The 18,276-nt window shown below is 40.3% G+C and carries 8 protein-coding genes; 5 read left to right on the top strand and 3 right to left on the bottom strand.

What is annotated here, in order from left to right; genetic code table 11:
• Positions 1–318 (bottom strand): KxYKxGKxW signal peptide domain-containing protein (locus tag HMPREF2637_RS11465; RefSeq protein WP_256315720.1); only part of this gene is annotated, 318 nt, incomplete at its 3' end.
• 1,015 nt (positions 319–1,333) lie between these two features.
• Here HMPREF2637_RS11465 and HMPREF2637_RS02770 point away from each other — a divergent pair.
• From HMPREF2637_RS02770 to HMPREF2637_RS02750, 4 genes are all read left to right on the top strand, one after another.
• Complete coding sequence (locus HMPREF2637_RS02770; protein ID WP_064525388.1) at positions 1,334–6,259, top strand: glycoside hydrolase family 70 protein; 4,926 nt, start codon at positions 1,334–1,336, stop codon at positions 6,257–6,259.
• A gap of 480 nt (positions 6,260–6,739) precedes the next feature.
• Entirely contained in the window at positions 6,740–8,725 is a 1,986-nt protein-coding gene (locus HMPREF2637_RS02765) for a KxYKxGKxW signal peptide domain-containing protein (protein WP_064525391.1), read from the top strand.
• A 270-nt stretch (positions 8,726–8,995) separates the two neighbouring features.
• Positions 8,996–9,985 (top strand): hypothetical protein, encoded by a 990-nt coding sequence (locus HMPREF2637_RS02760; RefSeq protein ID WP_070839012.1) that lies wholly within the window; start codon positions 8,996–8,998, stop codon positions 9,983–9,985.
• Between the two features lie 692 nt (positions 9,986–10,677).
• On the top strand, positions 10,678–15,438 hold the full coding sequence (locus tag HMPREF2637_RS02750) for a glycoside hydrolase family 70 protein (protein ID WP_070839010.1): 4,761 nt from the start codon (positions 10,678–10,680) through the stop codon (positions 15,436–15,438).
• Positions 15,439–15,642: 204 nt separating this feature from the next.
• On the opposite strand, the gene HMPREF2637_RS02745 is transcribed toward HMPREF2637_RS02750, so the two are convergent.
• Both HMPREF2637_RS02745 and HMPREF2637_RS11460 read right to left on the bottom strand, forming a co-directional pair.
• On the bottom strand, positions 15,643–17,229 hold the full coding sequence (locus HMPREF2637_RS02745; RefSeq protein WP_256315718.1) for a KAP family P-loop NTPase fold protein: 1,587 nt from the start codon (positions 17,227–17,229) through the stop codon (positions 15,643–15,645).
• A complete protein-coding gene (locus HMPREF2637_RS11460) occupies positions 17,207–17,434 on the bottom strand; it encodes a P-loop NTPase fold protein (RefSeq protein WP_256315716.1) in 228 nt (75 codons plus the stop codon). Before HMPREF2637_RS11460 ends, HMPREF2637_RS02745 begins: the two co-directional genes overlap by 23 nt.
• Positions 17,435–17,784: 350 nt before the next feature.
• Between HMPREF2637_RS11460 and HMPREF2637_RS02740 the strand changes: the two genes are divergently transcribed.
• Positions 17,785–18,114 (top strand): bacteriocin immunity family protein, encoded by a 330-nt coding sequence (locus HMPREF2637_RS02740; protein ID WP_070839008.1) that lies wholly within the window; start codon positions 17,785–17,787, stop codon positions 18,112–18,114.
• Positions 18,115–18,276: the final 162 nt, after the last annotated feature.

Genomic DNA, 18,276 nt, shown 5'->3' with positions numbered 1-18,276 from the left:
TTCAGAGACTGTTTCTGTTGAAGCCCCTTCAGAGGTGACCACTGGTGTTTCTGACACAGTGGCAACCTCGCTCGAAGCGGTAGCAGCTGTGTTTTCTACAGGTTTAGTTGTGGCTTCATTACTTGCTGGAGCCTCGACGTCAATAGCACCTTCTTTGATGATGGCTTCAACAGTTGCTTCATTAACAGGTGTAGGTTGTTCTTCAGCTGAAGCGTAGCTGAGTCCTGCAAAACTCAATCCCAAAGCAAGTCCTGTCACTGCAATAGTTACCCAATGTTTTTTAACTTTGTGAAGTTTAAAATGTACTTTCTTTTCCATGGTAATTCTCCTTTCATTTTAAACTTTTTACATACTGCAAAATAAGGGCTGTCATGAGAGTTTATGAAAAGTGAGCATTGGGGAGGAGTCCCTAACGATGTAAGTTAATCTTTTTGTGACAATCCTTATTTCTCCAAGCCTCCTCAATTTCTATATTACGAGACTGTTCGAGGCAAACATGAGTCCTGACGAAATGATTCTAGAAAAACGAGAGCCGTTCGGAATTTTCCTCCTTTCTAAGCATGGAAGATCTCGTTTATTTTGGGCTTCTAAGACACAAAAAACTAGAGCTTACTAGTATGAGGCGTCCCCTCTAGAGCTCTAGTTTGAAATGATGCTGTATTCTTTTTATGAGCCCTAGTTTGATGGTTCAAAGTGACTCAGGAATGGTTATCCTACTATAATCCTTATTTAGGCATTAGGTAACTAATGTCAATCTTTTAGATAATCCCCCAAGTGTCCTTTAAAGCAAAATTAAAACGCTTACATATTCACCTAGCTTCATTATAATCCTTTTTTAAGAATAAACAACAGAAACTAACGGAATTATCAAAAATGTTAAAGAACTGACATAAAAGATTCTATATTTAGTTTCGTTAGTCAAATAAGAATTCACCTGTGTAAATCATTTATATTTTTAATTTTTGTTCCTCATAGACAGACCACGATCTTAGTCAGATGAAAAAATAGAGTCTTTCTATCTAAAATTTTCTTTTCAGAATTGTCTTTTTAGGGGCTACTTCTCTCATAGTTTTGCTATCTCTTAAGGTTAATTGAAGCTTGCTTTAATCTTCAAAAGCCTTTGAAGATAAGCACTTGAAGGAGTTTGAGAAGCAAAAAAACTCTATTTAGGACCTTACATATGGTGTAAGGTCTCATTTTTACAAATCAAAGTTAATAATAGGAAGCGTCCGGCAGAGATTCATGAAAATAAGATGACTTTTTCCTATTTGTAATTTGTCTGAATATATCATAGAGTAGAGAAAACAATAGAAAAAAAGGATGATTGTTATAGATGGAAAATAAGGTACGTTTTAAACTACATAAGGTTAAGAAAAACTGGGTAACTATCGGGGTGACTACCCTCTCAATGGTTGCCTTGGCGGGTGGAAGCCTCCTAGCTCAAGGAAAAGTAGAAGCCGATGAGACGAGCGCACCTAATGGTGACGGCTTGCAGCAACTGAGTGAGGATGGTACTGCCAGTCTAGTGACGACAACAACTGTTACTGAGCAAGCTAGTGCTCAAGCAAGTGTGGCAGCAGTAGCAACAGCCAGCGTAAGTCACGAAACAAGCTCTCAGGCGACGACAAGTGCGGTCGCTCAAGAGGCAACTGCTCAAGCACAAAGCAGTCAAGTTATCGATCAAGAAGTGGCAGTTTCTTCGCAAACTCAAGCTAGTGCCCAAGAGACACTGACTACGGAACAGGTCTCACAAGGTCAGGCAACAACACAGGCAACTGTTCAAGAAAGATCACAGTCAGATACGCCGAGTAATCAGGTAGGACAATCGGAATCTTCAGTTACTCCTAGCCACAAAGCAACTCGCAGTGGTGGGCGTCGTGTAGCAACGTCGCATGCAACAGCTAAAGCAAACAGTCAAAATCAGAAAAAGACTGAGGTTCAAACCAGCCAAAGAATTGAGACTGAAAGTGTGCAAACAAGTGCTCAGTCTACTCCAAGTGTGACAGAACAAGCAAGACCTAGAGTCTTGACCAATGCTGCACCATCAATCGCCACACGCGCTGCTGATAGCACTATTCGTATCAATGCCAACCGCAACACTAACATTACGATTACGGCCAGCGGTACGACACCAAATGTAACCATTATCACAGGGCCAAACACTCCTAAGCCAAACGTGACGGTGACAAGTCCAAATGGCACAAAACCCAATGTGACCATTGTAACGCAGCCAAATCAACCCAATAAACCTGTTCAACCAAGTCAACCGTCTCAACCTAACAAGCCGGTCCAACCAAATCAGCCAAGTCTTGACTATAAACCAGTAGCTTCGAATTTGAAGATTATTGATGGCAAGCAGTACTATGTTGAAAATGGCGTTGTGAAAAAGAACGCAGCCATTGAACTTGATGGGCGTCTTTATTATTTCGATGAGACTGGGGCTATGGTAGATCAAAGTAAACCTTTGTATCGTGCCGATGCCATTCCAAATAACTCTATCAATGCGGTTTACAACCAAGCCTACGACACATCAAGCAAGAGTTTCGAACACTTGGACAATTTCTTGACGGCTGATAGTTGGTACCGTCCAAAACAGATATTGAAGGATGGAAAAAATTGGACAGCTTCAACTGAGAAAGATTATCGTCCCCTTTTGATGACTTGGTGGCCAGACAAGGTGACACAGGTCAACTACCTCAACTATATGAGTCAACAAGGTTTTAGTGATAAGACCTATACGACAGATATGATGAGTTACGACTTAGCATCTGCTGCTGACTTGATTCAAGTTAAAATCGAGGAACGTATCGGTCGTGAGGGCAATACCACTTGGCTTCGTCAGTTGATGTCAGACTTCATCAAAACACAGCCTGGCTGGAACTCTGAGAGTGAGGACAATCTTTTAGTTGGTAAGGACCACTTGCAAGGAGGCGCTCTGACCTTCCTCAATAATAGTAGGACAAGTCATGCCAATTCAGATTTCCGTCTCATGAACCGCACACCGACTAACCAAACAGGGACACGCAAATACCATATCGACCGTTCAAATGGTGGTTACGAGTTGCTCTTGGCTAACGATATCGACAACTCTAACCCAGCTGTTCAGGCTGAGCAACTAAACTGGCTCCACTACATCATGAACATTGGTTCTATCCTTGGCAATGATCCAAGCGCCAACTTTGACGGTGTTCGTATCGATGCGGTGGACAATGTGGATGCGGACCTCTTGCAGATTGCTTCTGACTACTTCAAGGAAAAATACCGTGTAGCTGATAATGAAGCCAACGCTATTGCTCACTTGTCAATCCTTGAAGCTTGGTCCTACAACGACCATCAATACAACAAGGATACCAAGGGTGCTCAGTTGTCCATTGACAATCCGCTACGTGAAACGCTTTTGACGACTTTTTTGCGTAAGAGCAATTACCGTGGCAGCTTGGAGCGTGTGATTACTAACTCTCTTAACAACCGTTCAAGTGAGCAGAAACACACACCTCGTGATGCCAACTACATTTTCGTGCGTGCCCATGATAGTGAAGTGCAAGCTGTTTTGGCTAATATCATCAGTAAGCAGATTAATCCAAAAACAGATGGTTTCACCTTCACCATGGATGAGCTCAAACAGGCCTTCGAAATCTACAATGCGGACATGCGCAAGGCTGATAAAAAGTACACTCAGTACAATATCCCAGCTGCCTATGCCACAATGTTGACCAACAAGGACAGTATCACTCGTGTTTACTACGGTGATCTTTTTACCGACGATGGCCAATACATGGCTGAAAAATCACCATACTATAATGCCATTGATGCTCTGCTCCGTGCTCGCATCAAATATGTAGCAGGTGGCCAAGACATGAAGGTTACTAAGCATAACGGCTATGAAATCATGTCATCTGTGCGTTATGGTAAGGGTGCAGAAGAAGTTAATCAGCTTGGTACTGCTGAAACACGTAACCAAGGAATGCTGGTCCTCACAGCCAATCGTCCAGATATGAAATTGGGAGCAAATGACCGTCTGGTGGTTAATATGGGATCTGCCCACAAAAATCAAGCCTATCGTCCATTACTTCTCAGCAAATCGACAGGGCTTGCGACCTACTTCAAGGATTCTGATGTCCCAGCTGGATTGGTTCGCTATACGGACAATCAAGGGAACTTGACCTTCACGGCAGACGATATTACTGGTCATTCAACTGTTGAAGTTTCAGGCTATTTAGCGGTTTGGGTGCCAGTAGGTGCTTCAGAAAACCAAGATGCCCGCACCAAGGCTTCGACGACTAAGAAGGGTGAGCAGGTCTTTGAATCCTCAGCAGCTCTCGACTCACAGGTCATCTATGAAGGCTTCTCAAACTTCCAAGACTTCGTTAAGACACCAAGTCAGTACACCAACCGTGTTATTGCTCAAAATGCCAAACGCTTCAAAGAGTGGGGAATCACTTCCTTTGAATTTGCGCCACAATACGTGTCTAGCCAAGACGGCACTTTCTTGGATTCTATCATTGAAAATGGCTATGCCTTCGAGGACCGTTACGATATTGCCATGAGCAAGAACAACAAATACGGTTCACTCAAAGACCTCATGGATGCTCTTCGTGCCCTTCACGCTGAAGGTATCTCAGCCATTGCTGACTGGGTTCCAGATCAAATTTACAATCTCCCTGGAAAAGAAGTGGTAACAGCTTCACGTACCAACAGCTACGGCACACCACGTCCAAATGCTGAAATCTACAATAGTCTCTATGCAGCTAAAACACGTACCTTTGGAAATGACTTCCAAGGCAAGTACGGAGGTGCCTTCCTTGATGAATTGAAGGCAAAATACCCAGCTATCTTTGAGCGCGTGCAGATTTCAAACGGCCGTAAATTGACTACAAATGAGAAAATCACGCAATGGTCAGCCAAGTATTTCAATGGAAGCAATATCCAAGGTACAGGGGCTCGCTATGTCTTGCAAGATAACGCAACAAACCAATACTTCAACCTGAAAGCAGGTCAAACCTTCCTTCCTAAACAAATGACAGAAATCACAGCAACTGGTTTCCGTAGGGTGGGAGATAAGGTCCAATACCTCTCAACGAGTGGCTACCTTGCCAAGAATACCTTCATTCAAATCAGTGCCAACCAGTGGTATTACTTTGATAAGAACGGTAACATGGTCACAGGTGAACAGGTCATTGATGGCAAGAAATACTTCTTCCTAGACAATGGTCTCCAGCTACGTCATGTCCTTCGCCAAGGCAGTGATGGTCACGTCTATTACTACGATCCTAAAGGGGTTCAGGCTTTTAATGGATTCTATGACTTTGCGGGTCCTCGCCAAGATGTTCGCTATTTCGATGGCAACGGTCAAATGTATCGTGGCCTCCACGACATGTATGGCACAACCTTCTATTTTGATGAAAAGACTGGTATTCAAGCCAAAGACAAGTTCATCCGCTTTGCAGACGGCCGCACGCGTTACTTCATCCCAGATACAGGAAATCTCGCGGTCAACCGATTTGCGCAAAATCCTGAGAACAAGGCTTGGTATTACCTCGATAGCAACGGTTATGCCGTGACAGGCCTTCAAACTATTAACGGTAAGCAATATTACTTTGACAATGAAGGTCGTCAGGTTAAAGGACACTTTGTCACTATCAATAACCAACGTTACTTCCTTGATGGCGATAGTGGTGAAATTGCCCGTTCACGTTTTGTGACGGAAAACAACAAGTGGTACTATGTCGATGGCAATGGTAAGTTGGTTAAAGGTGCTCAAGTCATTAATGGTAATCACTATTATTTCAACAATGATTATAGCCAAGTCAAGGGTGCCTGGGCCAACGGCCGTTACTATGATGGTGATTCAGGTCAGGCCGTAACCAACCGCTTTGTCCAAGTTGGTGCCAACAAATGGGCTTACCTCAACCAAAATGGTCAAAAGGTAGTTGGTCTCCAACATATCAATGGTAAACTTTACTACTTTGAAGGCAATGGTGTTCAAGCCAAGGGTAAACTCCTGACTTACAGAGGCAAGAAATACTATTTTGATGCCAACAGTGGTGAAGCCGTGACCAATCGCTTTATCCAAATTTCTCGTGGTGTTTGGTATTACTTTAACGCCTCAGGCCAAGCCGTAACTGGTGAACAAGTCATCAACGGCCAACACCTCTACTTTGACGCTTCTGGCTGTCAGATCAAAGGCCGTTACGTCTGGGTTAAAGGCCAACGCCGTTACTATGACGCCAATACTGGAGCTTGGGTCAGAAAACGATAAGTAGGCAGAGAAAATGTATTTTTGGGACTATCCCAGAAGCTTATAGATTGAAAATCAGCAGCTTTCCACATAATTTCAAAACTTTTAAGTACTTGAAGTATTTTCTTTCAAGTACTTTTCTTTTATCATTTCCCTCGAAATGTCTAGTGGATTGTAAGTAAACAATGAGTTTGATTAATAGATTCCTCAATATACCGTTTACTTTCGTTTTAAACTATACTCAGTCCTCTAATGATGGGGGAGCTAAAACGGCTAAACATCGGAATTTCTGTGTAAAGTTAACAAAATCCGAACGTTTTTTTAGTACCGTTTTCTAACATATAAAGGCTATAGGTATATATCTTAGACTTGCTTCTTCAAATGAATTATGGGGAGAAGGTTAGTCTTATGAGACTAGAGTTATGCATCTGTAATTGTATTCGCTTCCAAAATCCCTTAACATAGTATAGAGAAATAAAGTTATATTGAAAGGTGTATGTTATGGAAAAGAAAGTTGGATTTAAGTTACACAAGGTCAAGAAAAACTGGGTGACTATCGGAGTTAGCACGCTGTCGATGGTTGCACTTGCGGGTGGAGCTCTTTTAGCAGATCAATCGGCACAAGCAGATGAAGTGTCACTTCCTAATGGTGACGGTTTTGAACAAACAGATGCAGGCATTGAGTCAAGTGCTTCATTGATTAATGAAAGCTATTCGCCAACCTTGACGGAAGATGCTGGCCATTTGTCAGCGGTGTCATCTAACTATGGCAGTCAAACAAGCTCAGGCTACGAGTCTTCATCATCTGTCTCAACAGGAGGCTCATCACAGACTGTGGTAGGTGGTGGATCTGGTCAAGTCAGCTCGTCACAATCTTCTCAAGTAGTAGGAACACAAACCTCTAATTCATCACAAACGGGTTCTGCTTACCAATCAAGTAGCAGTTCGGCATCAGTAAGTGCTAGTGCGTCAAGTTCTTCAAGCTCATCAAGTTCAGCTTGGTATTCTTACTCGTCTTCATCATCATGGTCATCATCATCGTCAGCTAGCGGTTTTGCGACAATTACGACAAGTTCGTCTGACTCAAACGGCATTCATTGGAATGGTGGTCGAAACACGACAATCACCATCACAGCCTCAGGAACTACGCCGAATGTTACTATCGTTTCGAATTCTAATAAACTGTTTCCAAACGTATCGGTAGGGCATTCGAATGGTTCAAATGCTAATGTCACTATCATTTCACAAGGTAACCAGCAAAATAACTCAGGTTACCAAATCATCACAGGTGAGACTAAACCAAGTGTTGATTCGAACAATGCTAAGTCTTCATTTGTCCGTGTAGGCGAAAATCAATGGTATTATTACGATCAATATGGTCAAAAGGTCAAAGGCGAAAAGGTTATCGATGGAAAGGCTTATTACTTCCTTGAAAATGGTCTTCAAGCTCGTGACTCACTTGTTAAAGGTAGCGATGGTTACACCTATTACTATGATAAAAATGGTGTGAAAGCTATCAACGGCTTCTACGATTTTGCTGGTTACCGTAAAGATGTCCGCTACTTTGATTGTTACGGACACATGGCTACTGGTCTCCTTGAAATGGGGAGCACAACCTTCTACTTTGATACACAAACAGGTATCCAAGCTAAAGACAAGTTTATTCGCTTCTCAGATGGTCGTATCCGTTACTTCATCCCTGATACTGGTAATATGGCTGTAAATACCTTTGTTCAAAATAAAGAAAACCAAGCTTGGTACTACCTAGATGAACATGGTTACGCTGTGACAGGAAAACGTATCATCAATGGTAAAGAATACTGCTTTGACTCAGAAGGCCGTCAAATCAAAGGTCAGATGATGCAACAAGGCAACAAGCAATACTACATTTCTGCCCAAACAGGTGAAATGGCTGTGTCACGCTTTATCTTTGAAAACAACAACTGGTATTATGCGGATGCTTTTGGTTACCTCGTTCAAGGTGCAAAAGTGATTGATGGAAAACTTTATTATTTCAATAAAGACCACAGTCAATTAAAAGGTGGCTGGGCTGAAGGACGTTACTATGACGCTGTCACTGGTCAAGCAGTCATCAACCAATTCATTCAAATTGCGGCTAACCAATGGGCGTACCTTAACCAAGATGGTCACAAAGTGACAGGTCTTCAAAATATTAACAATAAAGTTTACTACTTTGGTAGCAATGGTGCTCAAGTCAAAGGTAAGTTGCTCACTGTCCAAGGTAAAAAATGTTACTTTGATGCCCACACTGGTGAGCAAGTGGTAAACCGCTTTGTTGAAGCTGGACGTGGCTGCTGGTATTACTTCAACGCAGCAGGTCAAGCAGTGACTGGAAAACAGGTCATCAATGGCAAACAGCTTTACTTTGACGGTTCAGGTCGTCAAGTTAAAGGACGTTATGTTTATGTTGGTGGTAAACGCCTCTTCTGCGATGCCAAAACTGGTGAATTGAGACAGCGTCGTTAATTAATATGTACTTTAAAATCTAGAGCGAATTTTTCCTTTTCCTATCTAAATTATTATTTTCCTATCATAACTCTAGATGATTAAATAGACGAAAAAGCCAGCATTAGCTGGTTTTTGAGTTGTTTTAGAGAAACTGTCAGTGTACACCCAGATGCTTTTTCACGCTTAAATCCTAATAATTTTGTCCCTCTCATATTCAAAAGAAGGAGTCACAGTCGTGTTATAATGGGTATTATATCTGTATGTAGGAAAAAAGAGGTAAAGGTAGTTATGGGGAAGTTTATTCTTAGGCGAAAAGGTAAGGGAAAGTTGATAGCGATTAGTACGATTTTATTAACTGTGGCTTGCTTCCTGACTTATTATATTAGCTCTCATCAATCAAAAGCTAATCACTCAAAGGAGCATTCTTCAAAGGTTGCGTACGATATAACTGAAGATTCGTTAAAAGATAGTAAACCTGTAGTTTTTGGAGATAAAAATCAATTTGTCCTAGCCCCTTCAAAGGCACATGTTACTCAAAATTATATCGCTGATCTCAGATTTGTATCCTATAAGGGAAAAGATGTTACGGTTCCAAAGACTGATGGCTCTGAATATATCTTAGTCACCCTTGCCCTCAATGATAACTTTAAGCGTAAGGAATATGACCTTTATAAGGCAACAGAGGCTTATAAAAAAGATGCTAAAATCTGGAAAGTCTTTGATTATTTAACCTATGAAGGGAAGGACCTAGCCATTATTGCCTTGGTTAAGGATGATGTTCATTATACAATTGATGAATATGTTGGAGTTGATTTATCAAATGGAAAAGTTGAAGCTTTACCAGAAGAATTGAAAACTTTCTATAATCAATCTGATAGCAAGCTTAGTGCATATAATGATGGGTATTATTCTAATGTTATTAGATCTGCTTCTTTAAACAATATCGCAGAATCTTATAATTTGTTTGTTTCAGATAGTATAACTCATCTTGAGTCTGATGGGGAAAAAGGAAATGATGATAATGCAAAAGCATTAAATCTTTTTACGGATTATCCTGATTTTTGGAATAAAATATATGGAGATGTGTCTTACAGTATCTATCCTCGTCCGGAGTCTGTCAGTGAGGAGGAGTGGCTTAATGCAACACTTCATTGGTTAGCTCCAGCAGGTGGTGAAGATTTAACGGTTTATGCAGTTAAAGATGGGAAAAAGACAGATTATCCCATTAAAAGTTACGCTAACTTAGAGGCATGGAAAGCATCGCAACCAACTGAGTAATCGGTGGTGAAAATATCTAATTATAGAAATTTTGATAAGACAATTTGACTTGATGGACACGGGCATTTTTGAGATACTTCCAAAAGGAAGAGTTTATTAGGTATCAGATTGAAGAAGCAGTAAAGGAGAAAAATCATGGTTATCTTAGCTTGGAGTATCATTGTCATATTATTTATCTTCATTTCGAATTACTACTTTTATAAAACAGATTTCAGACCACGAAAACCCCCATTACTCTATGCCATTATTGAAACCATAGGTGCCTTTTTCACTAGGTGGTAGTACATGGAAAATGAGTAAAAAATAGCAATCAAGCGTTTTGTGGACTACTAAATATGGAAAGCATCGCGACCTCCTAACCCATAAACCACGCATACTTTAGCAGGATTTTGTTAGTCCCCGTAACCAAGCCTTTATTTCATCTTAGAAATGAAGGTTTTTTTATTTAAAAATAAATTAATATTGTTGGATGATTCTATCGTCTAAAAAAGTCTTAGTCCTAACGATTTTAGCTGGTTTTATGTTATCCTTAGTGCATTTGTTCACAAGGTGTATTTATTAGGCAGATTATTAAAGGACGTTTTCTGAGAAAACGAAGGTAGATACATTAAACTGATATTACAGTTGTGTAATTGTATTCCCTTGTCAAATAGCTTATGATAGAAGTAATATAAGGGAAAAAGGTAAATATTATGGAACAAAAAGTACGCTTTAAAATGCATAAAGTGAAGAAGAATTGGGTGACTATTGGGGTGACAGCACTCTCAATGGTTACTGTTGCTGGTGGAACTTTGTTGGCGGATCAACAGGTTCAGGCCGATGAGCAAAATCCTGCGAATCAGTCGGGTGATAGCAGTCAAGATTTGCTTCGAGAAGCGCCTGCCACAACTAATGATGCAGCAACTACAGTAGCACCAACTATTTCAGCAGATGCTAATACTGCGAGCGTGGCTATTCCTGTCGCAGATGCGACTAGCACGACAACCGATGTTACAGATAGGGCAGTGGCTCCTGCTGCAAACACAGCGACAGTTGACACCAACTCAGGTCAAGAAGCGCCAAGTACAAATGTGCAAGCAGCAACTGCTGACACTAGTGCCACAACAACTGATACAAATACTAACGCTGCAGTAACTGGAACGGATCGTGCAACAGCTACTACAGACCGTGCAGCAGCAACTGATACGGCAAATACAGAAGCTCGTACACGTAGTCGTCGTGCCTTGGCAGAAACTCGTGAAGCCAATACCGATACAGCGACTGGTATCCAATGGATTAACGGCAAACAATACTATGTCAATAGTGACGGTAGTGTGCGTAAGAACTTCGTCTTTGAGCAAGATGGGAAGTCATATTACTTTGATGCTGAAACAGGAGCTCTTGCGACCAAGTCACAAGATGAATTTTCAACAGAACCTATCAAGGCAACTGTGGATTTTTCATCTGGAAATCAGCTCTACAAAAACGATAACAAATCTTTGGACCAACTCGACACCTTCATTACTGCGGATGCTTGGTACCGTCCAAAGAGTATTCTCAAGGATGGTAAGACTTGGACAGCTTCAACCGAGGCTGACAAACGTCCACTCTTAATGGTTTGGTGGCCTGACAAATCGACTCAGGTTAACTACCTAAACTACATGCAAAATCAAGGTCTTGGTGCAGGATCATTTTCAACCAACTCTAGCCAGGAAAGTCTAAATCTAGCTGCTAAAACGGTTCAGACTAAGATTGAAGAACGTATTGCGCGTGAAGGCAATACCAACTGGTTGCGTACAAGTATTGATCAGTTTATCAAGACTCAGCCTGGTTGGAATAGTAGCACTGAAAATAGTTCATACGACCACTTGCAAGGTGGACAGTTGCTCTTTAACAACAGTAAGGGTGATACTGGTAACCGTACTAGCTACGCCAACTCTGACTATCGTTTGCTTAACCGCACACCGACTAATCAGACGGGTACACGTAAGTACTTCAAGGACAATTCTATCGGTGGTCTTGAGTTCTTGCTTGCCAACGATATTGATAACTCAAACCCAGCTGTTCAGGCGGAGCAACTTAACTGGCTCCACTTTATGATGAATATCGGAAGTATCATGGCCAATGACCCAACTGCTAACTTTGACGGTTTGCGTGTCGATGCCTTGGACAATGTGGATGCTGACCTTCTCCAAATCGCTTCAGATTACTTCAAAGCAGCCTATGGTGTTGACAAGTCCGAAGCTAATGCGATCAAACACTTGTCATACTTGGAAGCGTGGTCTGCCAACGACCCATATTACAACAAGGACAATAAGGGGGCACAACTGCCGATTGATAATGCCCTTCGTAATGCTCTTACCAACCTTTTGATGCGTGATAAAAATACACGTATGCAGCTTGGGGACATGACTGCTTTTATGAATAGTAGTTTGAATCCACGAGGTGCTAACGATAAGAACGGTGAACGTATGGCCAACTATATTTTCACCCGTGCCCACGATACGGAAGCGCAAACCATTATCCAACGTATCATCCGTGATCGTATCAACCCAAATCTGTTTGGTTACAATTTCACCCGTGATGAAATAAAGAAGGCCTTCGAGATTTACAATGCGGATATTGATAAGGCTCACAAGACTTATGCGTCATACAACTTGCCATCTGTCTATACCCTCATGTTGACCAACAAGGACTCTGTAACACGTGTTTATTACGGTGACCTCTACCGTGAGGATGGTCACTACATGGCGAAAAAGACGCCTTACTTTGATGCTATCGACACCCTCTTGCGTGCCCGTATCAAGTATGTAGCTGGTGGTCAAGACATGGAAGTGAAGAAAGTCGGAAATGACGGCCTCTTGACATCAGTTCGTTATGGTAAAGGTGCCAATAACAGAACAGATTTGGGAACTTCAGAAACTCGTACGCAAGGGATGGGTGTCATCATGACCAACAACTATGATTTCCGATTGGGTAGCAATGAAACTGTAACGATGAATATGGGTAGAGCCCACCGTAATCAGCTTTACCGTCCATTGCTTTTGACGACTAAGGATGGTCTAGCAACCTACCTCAACGATTCTGATGTGCCTAAAAACCTTCTTAAACGCACTGACTGGAATGGGAACTTGACCTTCAATGCCAACGATGTTTTTGGTGTGGAAAATGTGCAAGTATCAGGTTACCTCGGTGTCTGGGTACCAGTCGGGGCTAAGGCTAACCAAGACGCACGTACACAGCCAAGTAACCGTGCCAATAGCGATGGACAAGTTTACAAGTCTTCAGCAGCCCTTGATTCGCAAGTCATGTATGAAGCCTTCTCAAACTTCCAAGCTTTTGCGGACGATCAGCCAGAACTCTACATGAACCGTGTCTTGGCTAAGCACACTGACTTGCTCAAAGCTTGGGGTGTTACGTCAGTCGGACTTCCACCACAGTACGTTTCAAGTAAGGATGGTACCTTCCTTGACTCAACAATTGATAATGGTTATGCCTTTGATGACCGTTATGACATGGCCTTGAGTCAAAATAATAAATACGGATCACTTGAGGACCTCCTTAACGTCCTTCGTGCCCTCCACAAAGACGGTATTCAAGCTATTGCTGACTGGGTGCCAGACCAAATCTATAACCTCCCAGGAAAAGAAGTGGTAAATGCGACACGTGTTAACGGTTATGGTAACCACCAAATAGGCTACCAAATCATTGACCAAGCCTATGTGGCTAATACCCGTACAGATGGTACAGACTATCAAGGTAAATACGGTGGTGCTTTCCTTGATGAGCTTAAAGCTAAGTACCCATCTATTTTCAACCGAGTGCAAATCTCAAATGGTAAGCAGTTGCCTACGAATGAAAAGATTACCAAGTGGTCTGCTAAGTACTTCAACGGAACTAACATCCTTGGACGAGGCATCAACTATGTCCTTCGTGATGATAAGACCAACCAGTACTTTAATACTTCAGCCAACGGCCAACTCTTGCCAACACCACTTCGTGACACTGGTGCCATCACAAGCACTCAAGTCTTCCAACGTCGTGGACAAGACGTTTACTTCCTTCGTGATAACCAAACCGTTAAGAATGAATTTGTTCAAGACGGAAACGGTAACTGGTATTACTTCGGTGGTGACGGTAAGATGACCAAGGGTGCCCAAAACATCAATAACAAGGATTACTATTTCTTTGACAATGGTATCCAATTGCGTAACGCCCTTCGTCGTGCTAGCAACGGCTATACCTACTATTACGGTCTAGACGGCGCAATGGTTAAGAATGCCTTCGTTGATTTTGATGATAAACGTAAGAAAGTCCGTGCCTTTACAACACAAGGAACCATGGTAGTGGGTAACCTTCATTGGAGTGGTCACCATTTCTACTTTGACCGTGAAACTGGTCTTCAGGCTAAGGATCGCATTGTCCGTACCGATGATGGCAAATTGCATTACTATGCTGCCCAAACAGGTGATATGGGACGCAATGTCTTTGCGACTGATAACAGCACAGGCAAACGTTATTACTTTGATGCTGATGGTAATACTGTGACTGGTTCACGTGTCATTGACGGTAAGACTTATTACTTTAACCAAGATGGTAGTGTCGGTACGGCCTACAGCAATCGTGCAGATTCTATTATCTTTGAAAATGGTAAGGCGCGTTATATCACACCAGCAGGCGAAATCGGACGTAGCATCTTTGTCTACAACCCAGCAACTAAGGCTTGGAACTACTTTGATAAAGAAGGTAACCGCGTCACTGGACGTCAATACATTGATGGTCACCTCTATTACTTCAAGGAAGATGGTAGCCAAGCCAAGGGTGAAATTATCGAGGAAAACGGTATTAAGTATTACTATGAGCCAGAATCAGGTATTCTTGCTAGCGGACGCTACCTCCAAGTTGGTGATGACCAGTGGATGTACTTCAAACAAGACGGTTCACTGGCTATCGGCCAAGTTCGTGCTGATCATGGATACCTTAAGTACTTTGATAAAAATGGTATCCAAGTCAAGGGTAAAACTGTTGTCGAAGATGGTAAGACTTATTACTATGATGCCCACAGCGGAGCTCTTGTAACAAGCAGCTTTGCTGAGATTGCACCAAACCAATGGTCTTACTTCAATACTGATGGCCAAGCCCTTAAAGGCAAGTGGACTATCAATGGCAAGGAATACTACTTTGACCAAAATGGTATCCAATACAAGGGCAAAGCCGTTAAGGTCGGTAGTCGTTACAAGTACTATGACGAAAACGATGGTCAACCTGTAACCAACCGCTTCGCTCAAATCGAGCCTAACGTCTGGGCTTACTTCGGAGCTGATGGCTATGCCGTAACAGGCGAACAAGTCATCAATGGCCAACACCTTTACTTTGACCAATCAGGTCGCCAAGTTAAAGGAGCCTACGTCACAGTCAACGGCCAACGCCGTTACTACGATGCGAACACTGGCGAATATATCCCAGGAAGATAAGCAGTAGTAGCCCGTGTGACTGGCCAGAGAACACACAGTCGAGAATGAGGGAAAATTCTCAAGAAGAAAGATCGTGAAAACGGTCTTTTTTTGATAGATTGTTTTCAGAAAATAAAAAAATCCATAACATCTTTAATATCTCAATGATAAAGTTATTATGGATTCTTGTTTAATTGAGGTAACAAACAGGAAGTACGTAGTATATTATAAATGTTTGCTTGCTTCAGATATAAGTTCTTTCACATGTTTTCTAAAGTTTGTTTCAAATTCTAAAAATTTTTCAGGATTATTACGTAATTCGCTCGCTAAAAATTTATTTTTATTGATATTAATTTTTTTAACTTGTTTTTTGTTTATATTAATTGCAATTCCATCATTGTACATTTGCCCATGACTATCACCAGATGTGTAAACAGAATTAAATTGGTTATGAGAAGAGTAAATATTAATTCCTTGTCCCTTTCCTCGAGTTATTTTAATTCGATTAAATTCATTTGGTATTCCTGAGAATCCGTCTGGGAGAGGTAAATCACGATTGATATTTTTTTCTTTACCAAATTCTTTTGGTTTAGTTAAGTTGAAGTGATCTTCGCCAACAAGATTATTAAATAGTTTTCTAATAACGTATTGGACATCTTCATTAGATTTGTGATTTTGCACTATTTTACTGCTTATAACTGAATCGGAGTTACCTATTGCAACGGTATTAGATAAAGTCATTTTTTCTATAAGTTTTTGGAATTTATCGCGTTCTAACTGGGTGCTTTTAGACTCAAGTAGAACCTTTAAATTACTATAAAAATTTCTAAAATCTAGCTTATCTTGTTTGTTTTTTAAGGTAAATTCCCCATTGATAGATAGTAAAGCGTTGTAATCAGCATTTTGTTGTAATTCAAATGTATTCTCAAGCAAGTCAATGAGATAATCTTCTGTATCTTCTATATCGTCGGAACAGTTATTTAATGAGTGCAAGATATAATTATATGCATACTCAAATCGTAGTTGAAAACAGACTATTGCGATAAGAAGTGCTTGTTCGTGAGATTTAGTCGATTTATTATTATCGATATAAGTTAGAAGGCTAACAGAGTTAAATAATCTATTGATACTGCGAGGATTACTACCGATAGAGTTTTTGATTAATTGGGTTACATTTGAACGAGTTTCATCATCAAATGAGAAATTAATACGTTTGAGTGAGGTATTAATATAATTTTCTAAATCATAATTAGCAATAGGTACAGTAAATGGTACTTGGATAATCTTTTCAAAAAATGCCTTCCCTTTGTCGTCATCTAAGTCATCTCCATATTTTCCTTTAGTACCTCTAATGACAACGTTATAATCAATTGCCAAGACAAAGACGCAATGTTGACAATCTAAAAAGAGTTTCAGAATTTCTAAAAGTTCAATGGCTTTTTCAGGGATAAGACGATCTAAGTCGTCAATAAATATTACAATCCTATCATAATTGTTATTTTCTATCGCTTCGTCGATAACTGACTGTAGATTATTTTTTAGGTTTTTGATGTTATCAGATTTCTCCTCAAAACTATTTAGGTATTCTTGAACCTTTTCAGTTATCTTCTCACCGTTTAAGATTCCAATATCCATATTTAAATATTCAATTCCTTTAGAGAAGGCCCCTCTAGTCTTTTTGAAAAAATCTTTCTTTTTAGATTCAGAAACCTCGAGCTCAGATATTAAATCCGTAATTAAAGCAACAGCTAAGTTATTCCCCATCTCAAATTGTGAATACTGCCAAGTGTTAAAAAAAAATGGTTTTTGCATTTTTGGAATTGGTACTTTGATTATAATCCATCAATTTATCTTCTACTTGGTACATAATACTCGTTTTTCCAGTGCCCCAATCCCCTTGAATAGCGATTGTTAAAGGAGTCTCACATTCCATAATAAATTTTGCTAATCCTTGTATATAATTCTTGATATTAAATTCATCTTGATGTGCTGGAATATCTGAAAATGATTTTGACATGATAGGTCCTCATAAACTTTCTTTTGATTATTATATAAGTATTTAATTTTAAAATTAAGGGGAACAGAATATATATCTAGTCTTCAATGTATATTATAACAAATAAAAATAATAGAGATTACATTTAAAAGAAGTAATCATCTGATTACTTCTTTTTATCTGTTGGTGCTATATTTGGACCATTTATGGCAGAAGGATATTTTTGTTCTTGAATTTGATATGCTAGATGTGTATAATGATGTCACATCGAACTATTAAAAGAGGTCGTTGCTCATGACAACACAAATAATTAACCAATTCAATTCACTTGCTCGACCTAATCTTGCTACAGGTTATAGGAGGTAATCTAGATGACAAAAAGTAACAACAACCAAATTACGGATATCTTAAACAATATCTATAATCTTATTATAAATCCAGAAACAACTGAAAATGAGAGAGAGTTGCTCGTAACGTTTAAAAATAAAATAGAAGTTGGAAAGAAGGATAATGACGAACTTCTAGCAGAATTATGTAGAGCTATTCAGGCTCTAGCAGTCCGCAATCTTTCTAAAGGCAAATCACTGAGTTCTGGAGTGAGTGACTTGAGTAAGACTCTCACAGAATTCCAAGAAAAATCAGAGCGTAACATTAATCTAGCAAGAGGATTAACATCACTCGGCAGTTTGTCTTTTAGATGATCTTTTATGGTTCTTATCTTTGGTGTCGTAATACCTAATTTTCGCTATTTAAGAAAATAAAGAGAAGTAATCGTCTGATTACTTCTTTTTGTCTCCCAAAAACAGCTTGCTAAAATCACTGTTCCAATGATATAATACAAATACATTAATTTAATTTTATGA

This window comes from Streptococcus sp. HMSC065H07, assembly GCF_001837325.1.
Taxonomy (GTDB): Bacteria; Bacillota; Bacilli; order Lactobacillales; family Streptococcaceae; genus Streptococcus; species Streptococcus salivarius_H.
This window is presented reverse-complemented; position numbering and strand designations above follow the sequence as displayed.